The 14,971-nt window shown below is 63.8% G+C and carries 13 protein-coding genes and 1 pseudogene; 7 read left to right on the top strand and 7 right to left on the bottom strand.

Annotated features, from left to right (window positions below):
- Positions 1 to 11: 11 nt before the first annotated feature.
- From ACVWYI_RS36495 to ACVWYI_RS36470, 6 genes and pseudogenes are all read right to left on the bottom strand, one after another.
- Complete coding sequence (locus ACVWYI_RS36495; protein WP_247351218.1) at positions 12 to 1,697, bottom strand: long-chain fatty acid--CoA ligase; 1,686 nt, start codon at positions 1,695 to 1,697, stop codon at positions 12 to 14.
- A 188-nt stretch (positions 1,698 to 1,885) separates the two neighbouring features.
- Positions 1,886 to 3,358 carry a D-alanyl-D-alanine carboxypeptidase family protein gene (locus tag ACVWYI_RS36490; RefSeq protein ID WP_247351216.1) on the bottom strand — a complete coding sequence of 491 codons (1,473 nt, stop codon included), beginning with the start codon at positions 3,356 to 3,358 and terminating at the stop codon, positions 1,886 to 1,888.
- A gap of 188 nt (positions 3,359 to 3,546) precedes the next feature.
- Positions 3,547 to 5,344: pseudogene (locus tag ACVWYI_RS36485) on the bottom strand (glucan ABC transporter ATP-binding protein/ permease).
- 74 nt (positions 5,345 to 5,418) lie between these two features.
- Positions 5,419 to 5,730: a HigA family addiction module antitoxin gene (locus tag ACVWYI_RS36480; RefSeq protein WP_247445221.1), complete on the bottom strand. Its 312-nt coding sequence runs from the start codon at positions 5,728 to 5,730 to the stop codon at positions 5,419 to 5,421.
- A 34-nt stretch (positions 5,731 to 5,764) separates the two neighbouring features.
- Entirely contained in the window at positions 5,765 to 6,040 is a 276-nt protein-coding gene (locus ACVWYI_RS36475) for a type II toxin-antitoxin system RelE/ParE family toxin (protein ID WP_456664408.1), read from the bottom strand.
- A gap of 66 nt (positions 6,041 to 6,106) precedes the next feature.
- Positions 6,107 to 7,156 (bottom strand): ABC transporter substrate-binding protein, encoded by a 1,050-nt coding sequence (locus ACVWYI_RS36470; RefSeq protein WP_456664407.1) that lies wholly within the window; start codon positions 7,154 to 7,156, stop codon positions 6,107 to 6,109.
- Between the two features lie 229 nt (positions 7,157 to 7,385).
- Between ACVWYI_RS36470 and ACVWYI_RS36465 the strand changes: the two genes are divergently transcribed.
- The 7 genes from ACVWYI_RS36465 (at position 7,386) to ACVWYI_RS36435 (ending at position 13,021) form a co-directional block, all read left to right on the top strand.
- Complete coding sequence (locus ACVWYI_RS36465) at positions 7,386 to 7,754, top strand: hypothetical protein (protein WP_247445219.1); 369 nt, start codon at positions 7,386 to 7,388, stop codon at positions 7,752 to 7,754.
- Positions 7,755 to 7,872: 118 nt separating this feature from the next.
- Positions 7,873 to 8,277 carry a phosphoribosyl-ATP diphosphatase gene (gene hisE, locus ACVWYI_RS36460; protein ID WP_247445218.1) on the top strand — a complete coding sequence of 135 codons (405 nt, stop codon included), beginning with the start codon at positions 7,873 to 7,875 and terminating at the stop codon, positions 8,275 to 8,277.
- A 36-nt stretch (positions 8,278 to 8,313) separates the two neighbouring features.
- Positions 8,314 to 8,916 carry a YqaA family protein gene (locus tag ACVWYI_RS36455; RefSeq protein ID WP_247351210.1) on the top strand — a complete coding sequence of 201 codons (603 nt, stop codon included), beginning with the start codon at positions 8,314 to 8,316 and terminating at the stop codon, positions 8,914 to 8,916.
- A gap of 61 nt (positions 8,917 to 8,977) precedes the next feature.
- Positions 8,978 to 9,517 carry a hypothetical protein gene (locus ACVWYI_RS36450; RefSeq protein ID WP_247339820.1) on the top strand — a complete coding sequence of 180 codons (540 nt, stop codon included), beginning with the start codon at positions 8,978 to 8,980 and terminating at the stop codon, positions 9,515 to 9,517.
- A gap of 30 nt (positions 9,518 to 9,547) precedes the next feature.
- Positions 9,548 to 10,948 carry an aspartate ammonia-lyase gene (locus ACVWYI_RS36445; RefSeq protein ID WP_247339821.1) on the top strand — a complete coding sequence of 467 codons (1,401 nt, stop codon included), beginning with the start codon at positions 9,548 to 9,550 and terminating at the stop codon, positions 10,946 to 10,948.
- Positions 10,949 to 11,097: 149 nt separating this feature from the next.
- Positions 11,098 to 12,066, top strand: coding sequence for an NAD(P)H-dependent flavin oxidoreductase (locus ACVWYI_RS36440; RefSeq protein ID WP_247339822.1), 969 nt, complete (start codon positions 11,098 to 11,100; stop codon positions 12,064 to 12,066).
- Positions 12,067 to 12,247: 181 nt separating this feature from the next.
- Positions 12,248 to 13,021, top strand: a complete 774-nt coding sequence (locus ACVWYI_RS36435; protein WP_456664406.1) for a thioesterase family protein — start codon at positions 12,248 to 12,250, stop codon at positions 13,019 to 13,021.
- A 366-nt stretch (positions 13,022 to 13,387) separates the two neighbouring features.
- On the opposite strand, the gene ACVWYI_RS36430 is transcribed toward ACVWYI_RS36435, so the two are convergent.
- Entirely contained in the window at positions 13,388 to 14,950 is a 1,563-nt protein-coding gene (locus ACVWYI_RS36430) for an AMP-binding protein (RefSeq protein ID WP_456664405.1), read from the bottom strand.
- Positions 14,951 to 14,971 lie beyond the last annotated feature (21 nt).

Raw genomic sequence — 14,971 nt, 5'->3', positions numbered from 1 at the left:
CCAGGGAGCGGCTACGCCGCCTCCGCCTTCTTCTCGTCGCGCAATTGCCGGCGCAGGATCTTGCCGACATTGGTCTTCGGCAGGTCGGTTCGGAATTCGATCTGCTTGGGCACCTTGTAGCCGGTGAGCTGCTCCTGGCAGAACTTGATCACGGCTTCGGCCGTGAGGTTCGGATCCTTCTTGACCAGGAACGCTTTCACCGCCTCGCCCGACTTGGAATCGGGAATGCCGATCACGGCGCATTCGAGCACGCCCGGATGGCTCGCGATCACTTCCTCGATCTCGTTGGGATAGACGTTGAAGCCGGAGACCAGGATCATGTCCTTCTTGCGGTCGACGATCTTGGTGTAGCCGGTCTCGTCCATCACGCCGATGTCGCCGGTGCGGAAATAGCCGTCGGCGGTCATCACCTTCGCGGTCTCGTCCGGCCTGTTCCAGTAGCCCGACATCACCTGCGGGCCCTTGGCGCAGATCTCGCCGGGCTGGCCGAGCGGCAGCTCGTTGCCGTCGTCGTCGCGGATCGAAATCCAGGTCGAGGGCACGGGAATGCCGATCGATCCCGAGAACTCGGTCGTGGTCGCGGGATTGCAGGTCAGCGTCGGCGATGTCTCCGACAGGCCGTAGCCTTCGGCGATGAAGCAGCCGGTCACCTCCTTCCACTGCTCGGCCACGGGGCGCTGCACCGCCATGCCGCCGCCGTTGGAAATCTTCAGCTTGGAAAAGTCGAGCTTCTTGAAATCGGGATGGTGCATCAATCCGTTGTAGAGCGTGTTCACAGCCGGGAAGCTGTTGACCTGGTATTTTGCCAGCTCCTTGACGAAGCCTGCGATGTCGCGCGGATTGGGGATCAGCAGATTACAGCCGCCGGCGCGCACCGCGAGCAGGTAGCAGGCCGTCAGCGCGAAGATGTGGTAGAGTGGCAGCGCGCAAACGATCATGAGCTGATCGACATGCGGGGGTGCGACTATCGCCGGCTGAAGCCAGGCGTCGTTCTGCAACACGTTGGCGACGATGTTGCGGTGGAGCAGGGTGGCGCCCTTGGAGACGCCGGTGGTGCCGCCCGTATATTGCAGGAAGGCGACGTCGCCGGGCGACAGTTTCGGTTTGTTGAAGGTCGCGCCGCGGCCAGCCGATAACGCATCGTTGAACGACACCGCGCCCGGCAGCGACCAGGCCGGCACCATCTTCTTGACGCGGCGGACGACGAGATTGACGATCACGCCCTTGAAGCCGAGCAGGTCGCCCATGCTGGCGACGATGACGTGCTTCACTTGCGTCTTCGCGATCACCTGCTCGACGGTATGGGCAAAATTCTCCAGCACGATAATGGCTTCGGCGCCGGAATCCTTGAGCTGGTGCTCGAGCTCGCGCGGTGTGTAGAGCGGGTTGACGTTGACCACGGCGAAACCGGCGCGCAGCACCGCGGCGGTCGCGACCGGATATTGCAGCACGTTCGGCATCATGAGGGCGACGCGAGCACCGCGCTGGAGCCCACGGCCTTGCAGATATGCGGCCAGCGCGACCGACATCTGATCGAGGTCGCGATAGCTGATCGACTTGTCCATGCAGATGAACGCCTTGCGGTCGGCGAACTTCGAAAAGCTCTCCTCCAACAGGTCGACCAGCGATGAGTATTGCGTCGGCTCGATATCAGCAGGCACGCCGGGCGGATATTGCTTGAGCCAGATGCGCTCCATCGAAAACTCCCCTCATTTACCAGAGCCCGTTGTGTCTCGGGCTTGCCTCATTGCCGCCAGTATCGAGCTTGCCGGAACGGGTGGCAAGTCGTCGTGACTTAGGGCAAAGGCCAGGGAGTGGCTACCGGAATCCTGCCAAACCGCGCGGCCGCAGTGCAAAGTGGGCGTGGTCTCAGCTCGGAGCGCCGCTAACTGTTGTTGGCCGGCTTGGCGGCGGGCTTGGTCGCTGCCTTTGGCTTGGCGGGCTTGGGTGCCTGATCGCCGCTTGCCGCAGGTTTTGCCGCCGCATCGGACTTTGCTGAATCCGACTTGGCCGCAGCGTGCTTGGTCCCGGCCGGCTTGGCAGCGCTCTTGCCGTCGGCTGGCTTGGCAACCGGCTTCGCCGCCGCTGTCTTGGCCTCGGTCTTGGCGTCCGTCTTGGCATCCTTCGGCTTGTCGGCCGCGTCAGGCTTCTTGGCGACGCGCGACTTCTTGCCACGCGACTTTGGGGTGGCCTGCTGGTCGGCATCGGCCGCGACCGCGGCGATCAGGGCGGTACCGGTGCGGGTCGGGCCGGTATAGACCAGCACGGGCTCCGCGGCCGCCGCGGCCGTGGCCATCAGCTCGGAGGCCTTCATCAAGGGAGGTTGAAGCCCAGCGGTGAAGAACGTCACCTGGGCTTCGCCGCCGGTGGCGGAGGCCGATCCGCTCGTGCCGCCATTGGTGGCGATCAGTGCGTCGTCGTCGTCGCTGGCGGGCCGCTTGCGATGGCCGCCGCACATGTCCTCGCGCAGGTTCGGCGGCGAGGCGTCGACCGGCACCAGCTTTTCGACGGTGCCGAGCGAGGGGCGGAGCCAGGTGAGATTGTCTTGCGAGAAGCCGCGCTCGAGCAGCTGGGCTGCCTTCACCGCGCGCGCGGTGCCGGAATTGGCGCCGAGCACCACCGCAATCAGTCTCCGGCCATTGCGTGTCGCCGACGCAACGAGGTTGTAGCCCGAGGCGCAGATGAAGCCGGTCTTGAAACCATCGGCACCGGGATAGCGGCCGATCAGCTTGTTGAAATTGCCGGTGACGCGCTTGCCGAAGCGGATCGCCGGGATGTGCACGAAGTATTCGTATTCCGGCAGGTCGCGCAGGAACGAGCGCGCGAGAATGCCGAGATCGCGCGCCGACGTGATCTGGCCGTCGGCGGGCAGACCGTTCGGATTGACGTAGCTCGTCTGCGTCATGCCGAGTCTTTGTGCGGTGTCGTTCATCATCGCGGAGAAGCCGTCGATCGAGCCGCCGACGCCTTCGGCGAGCACAACGGCCATGTCGTTCGCCGACTTCACCATCATCATCTTCAGCGCATTGTCGACGGTGAGCTGTGTTCCCGGACGGAATCCCATCTTCGAGGGCGATTGCGAGGCCGCTGTCGGCGACACCGTAATCAGCGTGTCGAGCGTGAGCTTGCCGTCCTTGACCGCCTTCAGCGTGACATAGGCGGTCATGATCTTGGTGACGGAAGCCGGATACCATGGAATGGTCGCGTTTTCCGCCTGCAACACCTTGCCGGTGTCGGCCTCGATCAGCAGCAATGCTTCGGCGCTCGCCGCGCGCGGCGCGAGCGATGCGGCGCATGCGAGTGTCGCAGCGAACAGGTTGAACAGGGATTTACGAAGCAGCGGGCGAAGAGCGTGCACTATCCGATTCCGGTCCTTGGAGACCCGCCGGTTCCGGTCGGCTCTCGTGATCTGATGTTCGGTTCTGAATCCAGCGCCGCCGCTTGCGGCGTCGCAAACCTATACCGGCTGGTGCGTCGGGAATAGGGGCATCAGCGGGGTATTCCGCAATGAAATAGGCCGAATTTCGACGGTCCCATGAAGACTTGCTAAGGCGACTGGGCGGCAGTCGCGGCAGCCTCAGCAGCTGTCACGCTGGCCCGTGCGTTCTCCCGAACCATGAACTGGGCCCTGGCGAGCTCGGCGAAATGGCCGCCTTTGGCCACGAGTTCATCGAAAGTTCCGCTTTCGATCACACGCCCGTTCTCGAACACCAGGATCCGCGTGGCATTGCGGATGGTGGAGAGACGGTGGGCGATCACGAAGGTGGTGCGTCCCTTCATCACTTCGTCGAGAGCGGCATTCACCTTGGCCTCGGTGACGGCGTCGAGCGCGCTGGTCGCCTCGTCCAGGATCAGAAGTGGCGGATCTTTCAGCAGTGCGCGGGCGATCGACAGTCGCTGGCGCTCGCCGCCGGACAGCATGCGGCCGCGCTCGCCGGCATTGGTCTCGAAGCCGCCGCTGCGCTCGATGAATTCGAGCGCCTGTGCGCGCCCTGCCGCCTTGCGCATCTCCGCCTCAGTGGCGTCCGGCTTGCCGACGCGCAGATTCTCCGCGATCGAGCGATTGAACAGCAGCGCCTCTTGAAAGACCACGCCGATGTTCCGCCGCAGCGATGTCAGCGTCACCCCCGCGCACGTCCATGCCGTCGATCCTAATGAAGCCGGACTGCGGATCGAAGGCGCGATGCAGCAGCGCAATCGCCGTCGACTTGCCGGCGCCGGTCGCGCCGACCAGCGCAATGGTCTGGCCTGGCAGAGCGGTGAAGGAGAGATCCTCGATCGCCGGCCGTTTGCCGTCATAGGAGAAGGTGACGTCGTTGAATTCGACGAGGCCGGAGAGCCGACCCGCGTCGATCGCATCGGGTCGGTCGTGCACCGCGGGCACGGCATCGAGCACGTTGAAAAACTCGCGCAGGCGCGGGGCTTCCATGAATACGTTGTTGATGAAGCTCACGACCTGCTCGAGCTTCTGGATCAGAAGCGTCGCGAAGCTCACGAACATCACGATTTCGCCGACCGAGGTCAGGCCCTGGTCGTGCAGCGAGATGCCCAGTGTGAAGATCGCGAGCACGGTGATGGTGGTGGAGGCGCGCGTGATGACGGTGACGAGCGCCCACCACGACAGCACCGGCATTTGCGCCGCGAGTAACTGGTCGGCGACGGAGCGCAAGCCCTTCACCTCGGATTCGACGCGCACGAAACTCTGCACCAGCGCGACGTTGCCGAGGGCGTCGGAAGCCCGCGCGGAGAGCTCGCTATAGTGCTCCTCCACCTCCATCTGCATGCCGAAGGTTCTGCGCACCACGAAGGTCGTCAGCGCCGTGAAGACGATGCAAAGCACGAACAGCAGGATCGCGAGCCGCCAGTTCAGGTACAATGATAGCGGCAGCAGCACCACGACCGACAGGATCGCGGCAAAGTGCTCGCGGAAGAAGCCGAGCCAGAGCCGCCACAGCGCATCGGTGCCGTTGAGCATCACCTTCATCAGCCGGCCCGAATGTGTGCCGGAATGGAAGGTCAGCGGCAATTGCAGGATGTGCTCGAAATAGTCGGTCAGCACCGCCTGGCGCTGGCGGTGCGAGAGCCGGTCGGCCTGCAAGGCCACGAGCGCGCTGCAGGCGATGGTGAACAGCCCGAATGCCACCCAGGCCATCAGAAACGGCCAGGCCGAGTCCGATCCGGCAACCGTCTTGCCGGAGAGCACGTCGACGATCCGGCCGAACAGCACGGGTTCTGCGAACTGCGAGGCGGCAAGCAGGAGATTGGCAAACGCCAGCAGCCAGCCGAGCCCTGCTTCCTTGCCGAGCAGTTCGAGAACGCGGGTGTAGAGACGGAGGATGGGCATGCGATACGCTGAACCGTGGGAAGGTCGTCAGTCAACCAGTTGAACGGCTGCAAGACTACATTGGTGTGGACGGCTCAGGCCACCTTCAACGTGGGGATATGGCTGACGTCCACCGTCTGTTCCGCGTGCCAGGTGTCGTGGGCAGCCTGCATCCGGACCCAGATCCCGGCGCCGCCTCCAAACAGCTTCCCGACACGGACCGCTACCTCCGGCGACAGGGGCTTCTTCTCTTCCATGATGTCGTGAAGATGCTGCCGCGAGATGCCTAACAGGCGCGCGATCTCAACCTTGGTCTTGCCTGAGGCCGGCAGCATGTCCTCGCGAAGCACCGCGCCGGGATGAACGGGACAGCGGCGGGGATTTCGCTTGGCAGGATATTCGACCATGGCAGCTCCACGCCGAGTCAATCTCGGCTCGGTGTTAGTGATATTGCTCGAAATCGACCCGATAGACATCACCGTTTTCAAATTCGAAAGTGATGCACCACGGACCATTCACATGGACCGTGTACTTGACCGGCTTCCCGTGCAGACGATGAAAGTCGAAGCCGAGCACATCCATGTCCTCGGGAAGCGTGGCGCTATCGAGTTGATCGAGCCGTCGCAGAACTCTGGCATGCATCTTTGAATCGATCTTCGCAGTCTTTCCCTTAGACCAGAGATCGCCAAAAGCCTTGTTCCAGAAGGACTTTATCAAGGTGCTGCCAAAACCGATGCAGTTTCTTATGTAAGCTAATTGCTTACACAAGCCAAGATCGGATGCTCAGTTGATCAGCCGCCCTGCAACCGGCGGCAGGAACCGGTCGTCGAAGATATCCCCCGCAACCGGCTTCTTGCGGAATTTGAAATCCTGCGCGATCTGGTCGATCGAGCGGTCCATGCGCGCGGGGTCGATGCCGCCGAGGCCGTTGCGACGGACTTCGTCGGTCTGGATATTGTCGACGAGGACGGTGCGCAGGCGCGCCAATTCGAGATTGCGGTCGCCGTCGTCGATGCGGCTCGCGGCTTCGTCCGCCGCACGCGCCGGCTCTTTCACGGTCGCGTTGATGCCTGCGATCAATGCGCGCACGAATCCCTTCACGGCGTCCGGCTTGGCCGCGGCGAAAGCCGGGTTGACCACGACGGCAAAGCCATAAGCCTCGCAGCCATAGTCGGCATAGCGAAGCACGACGAGATCGCCGCCGGGTACGCCGCGATCGCGCAGGTTCACTGCCGAGAGATAGCTGAAGCCGGAGACGGCATCGACCTGTCCCGCGGAGAGGATCGGCTCGCGCACGGCGGCGCTGATCCTGTGGAATTTCATGTGCGCCGTGTTGATGCCGTTCTGCTGCGCCAGCGCCGGCCACAGCCGCATCGACAGGTCGCTATCGGCGACGCCGACGGTCTTGCCGTCGAGATCGGGCGGCAGATGGATGCCGCGGCTCCTGCGGGCAACGATCGCGTAGGGCGCACGGTTGAACAGCACGAACACCGCCTTGACCGGTGCCGCATCGTCCTTGTCGCGGAAGCGGATCAGCTCATTGATGTCGACCAGCGCGAGCTCGCTTTCGCCCTTGGCGACGCGCGCGAGCGCCTCCGGCGATCCGGCCGTGCTGCTGAAGGAGACGCTGAGACGTTCGGCGCCGAAGCTGCCGTCCTTTGCAGCCAAGAAGAACGGCGCCATGCTTGCATCGATCGGACGGTCGAAGGCGAAGTGGATCGCAATAGAGGGCGCGGCGGTCTCAGCCGCCGTGACATCGCGTGCAGTCAGCGCGGCAAGCGAGATTGCAAGGGCTTGCAGGCAGCGAAGGGCGGTCGTCTTGAATCTGAACATCAGTCGCGCCGGTCTCGCCCTTGTTGTGATCTCGTGACGCTCGCAGCGCCGGCTGGCGGAGCAGTCTCTCCGCGCCAACATGAACGGCGGATGAGCGGCGGTTGCGTCACGATCACGCAACCCCGTTCAGCTTGTGTTGGGGTTGGGGAACCCAACATGGGATGTGGGTGTTTGAGAGACATGAGCCTGTCGTCAGGCACCATTCGAGGTCCCAAGGAGGGTCCAGGACATGTTTGACAGCTTTTCGAAGTTTGCCGGCCGCAAGGCCGCTATTGCCACTGCCGCGGTGCTGGCGTTGACCGCGGTCGCCCCGACCGCCTCATACGCCGGCGGCCGCCACTGGCATGGTGGTGGTGGTGCGGCCCTTGCCGGCGCGGCCATTGCCGGCGCCATCGGCACCGGGCTTGCGATCGCCGCGAGCCGTGACGCCTACGCCTATGATGCCCCGGCCTATTACGGTGGTGGTCCGGCCTACTATGATGACGGCCCAGTCTATTACAGCGGCGACTCGTATATTGGTCCGCGCCCGTTCCACCGTTGCGGCGGTCCCTATCAGTCCGCGCAGGGCGGCCAAGGCTACGCCTCGACCTGCTACTAAGCCCGGCTACGTAGAATTTGACCACAACAGGCCGTCGCGCTTGCCGCGATGGCCTGTTTGGCCGTTTATTGTCAGACGTTAACGCGCCCGCCATTGGTTTAGAGTAGTTTTCAGGACCATGAGTGATTCGCTTGAGCGGCTATATCTGGCTGTACTCGCGGCCAGGGACCTTGATCCGGCAACATCGCGTACAGCCCGGCTGTTTCAGCGTGGGCCCTCCAAAATGGCGAAAAAACTGGCCGAAGAGGCCATTGAGGTCGTCATCGATGCGGTCAATGGCGACAGCGAAGCCGTGATCCGGGAAAGCGCCGATCTGCTCTACAATCTCACTGTGCTCTGGGCCTCGGCCGGCGTGCGTCCCGAGGACGTCTGGCGCGAAATGACCCGGCGGGAAGACATGCTCGGCATCGCCGAGAAGCTGCCGAAATCGGCGATGAAGCTGCCCAAAGTTGCGTCACCGCGCGTGGCCGCCAGGCGGCCAATTGTCGCGATCGAGGGTCGCGTGGCGCGGAAGCGCCACTAGAAACGTCACAAAACTGGCGATGGACAAATCCGTCCGATGGTGCTTCATCGCGGCGCCATGCTGAAACGTATCTACGATTGGTGCATCGACGCCGCTCACAAGCCTTACGCGCTCTGGATCCTGGGTGCCGTGGCTTTCGCAGAAAGCTCCTTCTTTCCCGTCCCGCCGGACGTGATGCTGATTCCGATGTCGCTGGCGCGTCCGCAGCGCGCCTGGATCTATGCGGCGATCTGCACCGCGACGTCGGTGCTGGGCGGCCTGCTCGGCTATGCCATCGGCGCGCTGCTGTTCGACTCGGTCGGTCACTGGCTGATCCAGGTCTATGGCCTCGGCGACAAGGTCGATGCCTTTCGCGCCTCCTATGCCGAGTGGGGCGCGGTGATCATCCTGCTCAAGGGACTGACGCCGATCCCCTACAAGCTCGTCACGATCACCTCGGGCTTTGCCGGCTACAATCTCGTCCTGTTCATGATCTGCTCGATCGTCGCGCGCGGCGGTCGTTTTTTCATCGTCGCGATCCTGCTCAATCGCTATGGCGATTGGATCCGGGTCAGGATCGAGAAGCATCTCGGTCTCTGGGTGGCGATCGGCGCCGCCGTGCTGGTGCTCGGCTTTGTGATCGCGATCAAGTTGATCTAACCCAAATTGATCTAGCCCGAGGCGCTTTGCGGCCGCGCCAGGTTCGGCTACGGTTGCCGTCATGATGCTTCGATCCGGCATTCCGGTCCTGCGACCGGGGACGCTGATATTTGCGGTGCTTTCGCTCCTGCTGGCTGCTGGCGGTACCGGATGGCCGCAATCCGCGCCGCCAGCGCTCGGCTTGCAGGAGCAAGGACCGCAGGCCGCGCCGCCGCCCTCGACATCAGCTCCTTCGTCACCGCCGGCGCGTGAGGACAATCCCGGGCTGATCAACGAAATGGGCAAGCTGTTCGACAAGCTGCCCTCGATCCTGCCGCCGATCAAAAGCCCGAGCGAGACCATCAACGATTTGTCGCGCCTGGCGAAGCCGTCGAGCATGGTGTCGGGACGCGTGGCCTGTCCGGCCTCGTCGAACGGCGCGCCCGACTGCAAGCTCGCCGCCGACAAACTCTGCCAGAGCAAGGGCTACACGGAAGGCAAGAGCCTGAATGCCGATTCCGCGGAGAAATGCTCGGCCAAGGTTCTGATCCCGGGCAGGCAACGCAAGCCGGACGACTGCCGCACTGATACCTTCGTCACCAGCGCGCTGTGCCGGAACTGAGGACGTCGCGCGAGCAAGCAAGGAGCGCCCATGAGCCGTACGGAGCAGGACTTCCTCGGACAGCGTGAGATCGCCGACGACATCTATTACGGCGTCCAGACCATCCGCGGGAAGGAGAACTTCCACATCACCGGCATTCCGATGAACCAGGAGCCTTACTTCGTGAAGGCGCTCGGTTACGTGAAGAAGGCTGCGGCTATGGCCAATCGCGATCTCGGCGCGGTGGACACCAAAGTCGCGGAAGCCATCATCGTGGGCTGCGACCGCGTCATCGCCGGCGACATGATGGACCAGTTCGTCACCGACTTCATCCAGGGCGGCGCCGGCACCTCCACCAACATGAACGCCAACGAGGTGATCGCCAATCTCGCGCTGGAATCGCTCGGCTTTGCCAAGGGCGACTATCAGCATGTCAGCCCCAACGATCACGTCAATTACGGCCAGTCGACCAACGACACCTATCCGACTGCCTTTCGGCTGGCGCTGATCCTGCGCCTCGAGAGCTACATGACCGCGTTACGCCAGCTCCAGGAGGCGTTCTTCGCCAAGGGCCGGGAGTTCGAGCGCGTGCTGAAGATGGGCCGCACACATTTGCAGGACGCGGTGCCGATGTCGCTCGGCGCCGAATTCCGCGGATGGGGCACCACGATGGGCGAGGAGGTCGATCGCATCTCGGAGGCGCGCGCGTTGCTGCGCGAGGTCAATCTCGGCGCCACTGCGATCGGCACCTCCGTCACCGCGGCGCATGGCTATCCAAAACTTGCGGTCCGGCACCTGAGCGCGCTCACCGGCATCGACTTCATCCTCGCCGGCGACCTCGTCGAGGCGACGTCGGATACCGGCGCCTATGTGCAGCTCTCCGGTGTGCTCAAACGCACCGCGAGCAAACTGACAAAAATCTGCAACGACATCCGCTTGCTCGCCTCGGGGCCGCGTGCGGGCTTCAACGAGATCAACCTGCCGCAGCTTCAGCCGGGCTCCTCGATCATGCCCGGCAAGGTCAATCCGGTGATCCCCGAGGTCGTCAACCAGACCAGCTTCCTCGTCATCGGGCTCGACACCACGGTGACGCTCGCAGCGTCCGCCGGCCAGCTCCAGCTCAACGTGATGGAGCCGGTGATCTCGTTCGCGCTGTTCTTCTCGATCCGTACCATGGAGCGCGCGGTCAACAGCCTGCGCGAGAATTGCGTCGTGGGCATCACTGCCAACGAAGAGCACACCCGCAACATGGTGCTCAATTCGCTCGGCATCGTCACCGTGCTGAAGCCGCTGCTCGGCTACAAGCAATGCGCCGAGATCGCGCGCGAGGGCTACAAGAGCGGCAAATCGCTGCACCAGATCGTCGTGGTCGAGCGCAAGCTGCTGACGCAGGAGACATGGGACGAGATGTTCTCATTCGAGCGGCTGATCAATCCGGATCTGATTGCGTGATGTCGTCGTCCCGCAGCGAATTCCGTAGCTTGGAATTGCGGTAACGGCGTCCGCCACGGCGTCAGAACGCAATACTTGACAGTGGAAAGATTGCCTTGTTGGTATGGCCCCCAACTTCCATTTGACCGCCAACAGAGGACCTTCTCGCAATGTCCATGCCTGCCTTGTTCAAGGGACGCCTGTCGATCCCTGTGATCGGTTCGCCGCTCTTCATCATCTCGGTGCCCGATCTTGTGATCGCGCAGTGCAAGGCGGGTGTGGTCGGATCGTTTCCGTCGCTGAACGCGCGGCCGCCGGAACTGCTCGACGAGTGGCTGGCGCGGATCACCGAAGAGCTCGCGGCCTATGACCGCGCCCATCCCGACAAGCCGTCGGCGCCGTTCGCGGTCAACCAGATCGTGCACAAATCGAACAACCGGCTCGATCACGACATGCAGCTCTGCGCCAAGTACAAGGTGCCGATGGTCATTTCGTCGCTCGGTGCTCGCGAAGAGCTCAATCAGGCCGTGCACGGCTGGGGCGGCATCGTCTTCCACGACGTGATCAACCAGAAATTCGCGCACAAGGCGATCGAGAAGGGCGCCGACGGCCTGATCCTGGTCGCGGCCGGCGCCGGCGGCCATGCCGGCACGATCTCGCCGTTGGCTTTCGTTGCCGAGACGCGAAAATGGTTCGACGGCCCGATCGCGCTGTCAGGCGCCATCGGCAACGGCAAGGCGATCCGCGCTGCGCGCATCCTGGGCGCCGACTTTGCCTATATCGGCTCGGCCTTCATTGCCACCAAGGAAGCCAATGCGGTCGAGACGTACAAGGAGATGATCGCGGGCGCGAACGCCGACGACATCGTCTATTCCAACCTCTTCACCGGCGTCCACGGCAACTATCTGAAGCCGTCGATTCTCGCCGCCGGCATGGATCCGGAAAACCTGCCGACCTCCGATCCCTCCAAGATGAACTTCGGCACCGACGCCTCCGGCGAGCGCGCCAAGCCAAAAGCCTGGAAGGAAATCTGGGGTTCGGGCCAGGGCGTCGGCAGCATCGACGGCATCGTGCCCGCCGCCGAAATGATCGCGCGCTTTAAGAAGGAATACGACGAAGCGGTCGATCCGCCGTTGTGATCGCTGTGGTGTCCCGGACCCGGTGCGGCGTCATAAGCGCGTTCACGCGCGTCTTCGACGCGCTATGGTGCCGCGCCGCAGAGCCGGGACCCACCGCCACGACAACTGGACCCCGGATCAGCAGCGCACCGCAAGAGCGTTACGCTGCGTCCGGGGAACGCCACCCGAGATCGAGTACGACATGACCCCCATTTACCGCGTCGACGGCAACAGCGTCGTCACCAGCCCGGACGCCGCGGGCCCGTGGGACCGGCGTATGCAGCACGGTTCGGCGCCGGCCTCGCTGGTGACGTGGGCGGCTGAGCGCATTCCGACGCCTGTAACGATGGACATCGCGCGCGTCACCATCGATCTGATGCGCCCCGTGCCGGTGGCGCCGCTCACGATTACGACCGAGATCTTGCGCGAGGGCCGCAAGATCCAGCTCTGCGGGGTCAAGCTGCTCGCCGACGGCGTGCAGGTCGTCGGCGCGACCGTGCTCAAGATCAAGCGCCAGGCGCTGGCGCTCCCCGACGACGTCAAGGCGCTGCCGGTCGAATTGCCGTCGCCCGAGGACTCGCTGGTCGAGGACGGTCATGCCGCCACCAGCCCGTTCGTACGTTCGGTCTCGATGCGCGCCGCGCGCGGCCGCTTCGGCCAGGCCGGCGCGGGCGCGATCTGGTTTCGGGTCGACCATCCCCTGATCGCAGGCGAAGCGCTCTCGCAGGCGATGCGCGCCGTGGTCGCCGCCGATTTCTCCAACGGCACCGCCTCGACGCTCGACTTCCGCGCCTGGACCTACATCAACGCCGACCTCACCGTCAGCTTTTCGCGCCAGCCGATCGGCGAATGGATCCTGCTCGACGGCGACTCCTGGATCGGTCCTGACGGCGCCGGGCTTGCGATGTCGCGGCTCGCCGACCGGCAGGGCTATTTCGGCCGTGCGGTGCAAAGCCTGGTGATCGAGAAGCGGTGAGCGTGACGGCGAGCGCCGCGATCGCTCCCTTGGCCGGTTGAACGGCAGGCTTCCGCCGCCGCGGAAGGGATGCCTGGTCGCGAGCCTTCTGTTCGAAGGTCTCTTGTTCGGCGCGGCATCCTGCCTGTTCACACGCCGTAGAAGATCTTGATCTCCCACAGCACCACGATGATAGCCGTGATCAACGTGACCGCGGCCAACGCACTTTCCAGGGAAGCGACTCTCATTTCACACTCCGCTTCCCAGCCCCGCTAGCGGTCTAGTTGATTCCCTGATTCGCGCGCAATTGCGTGCGCATCGCCGGCGCTCACTCCGTTGCGCGTTGTGGTGCCGGGGCCACAATGACACCGTAGAATTCCGGGGTGTCTATCCCACCATCCGGTCCCGCCCGCCCCAAAAGCTCGCGCGCAGTACTTTCTTGTCGACCTTGCCGACGCCGGTCATCGGCAGTTGCTTGACGAACTGGATCTGCTTCGGCGCATGCGCCGAGCCCTTTCGCGTCTTCACCAGATTGATCAACTCATCGGCATCAGGTTTTGCGCCCTCGCGCAGGACGACGACGGCGGTGACGGCTTCGCCCCATTTCTCGTCGGGGATACCGACGACCGCGACCATCGCCACGTCCGCATGCTGCGACAGTACGTCCTCGACCTCGCGTGGAAAGATGTTGAAACCGCCAGAGACGATCATGTCCTTCTTGCGGTCGAGGATGAACATGTAGCCGCGATCGTCCTTGCGCGCGATGTCGCCGGTATGCACCCAGCCGTTCTTCAGCGTTTCGGCGGTGATGTCCGGCCGCTTCCAGTACTCCGCCATGACATGTGGAGCGCGCACGCAGATCTCGCCGGCTTCGCCCGTCTTCACCTCCTGGTCGTTGTCGTCGAGGATCTCGACCTCGCAAGCCGCGATCGGGAAACCGCAGGACAGGAACAGCTCCGGCGTCTTGGGATTGTGATCTGCCTTGCGCAGCACCGAGACGGGATAGCATTCGGTCTGGCCGTAGAGCTGCGAAAACACCGGCCCGATGCGCTCGATCCCCTCGATCAGCCGGCTCGGCGACATCGCGGAGGCGCCATAGAGCACAAGCTCGAGCGAGGAGAGGTCGGTCTTGCCCAGCGCGGGATGATCGAGCAGCACGTAGATCATGGTGGGCACGAACAATGTGAAATTGATCCGCTCGCGCGCGATGGTGGCCAGTACCGCCTCGGGATCAAAACCCTTCAGCATGTGGACGGTGCCGCCGCGCATCAGGGTCGGCAGCACCTTTGTGCCCGCGACATGGCTGATCGGAGCGACCGTCAGATAGCGCGCCGCCTCTGGAATTTCGAAGTCGGCGAGGATCGCACCTGCCGCCCCGCTGTTCTCGCGATGATAGCGCAGCGCGCCCTTGGATTTTCCGGTCGTCCCGCCGGTGTAGTTCAGTGTCGCGAGATCGTCGGCGCCGGCGAGGCACAGCGCGGTGGCGTGGCCTTCGATCTCGATCGCCTGCAACAGGTCGACGCCATAGTCGGCCGGTCCCATGGTGAAGACCGCCTTGAGCTGCCCCGCCTGTGTGGCGAGCTCGCCGCCGCGCTCGCGGAAGGAGGCCGCATCGACCACCAGCATCTCGGCCCCGGAATCCTCGAGCTGGAAGAGCTGGTCTCCTCGCGACCCCAGAGGATGCAGCCAGGTGATGCAGAGCCTGGACAATTGCGCGGCGACACCGGCGCACCAGGTGTCGGCGCGATTGGCGGTGAGGAGAGCGACACGCGCGCCGGGCTGCAATCCAAGGCGCATGAATACGCTCTGGATGCGTCCGATCAGGTCGATTGTGCCCTGATAGCTCAGCGATCCGCCGGGCCAGGCGAAAGCGGTGCGGCCAGGATAGCGCGACAGTGCCCGTAGCGTCTGCGCACAAGCCGGAGACGATGCGTGGAGCGGATCGGGCATATGTTTCCTCATTGCTTTGTC

The sequence above is a fragment of the Bradyrhizobium sp. LB13.1 genome (assembly GCF_054056815.1).
Note: the sequence above shows the minus strand (reverse complement) of the source record. Positions and strands in the feature narration are given on the sequence as shown.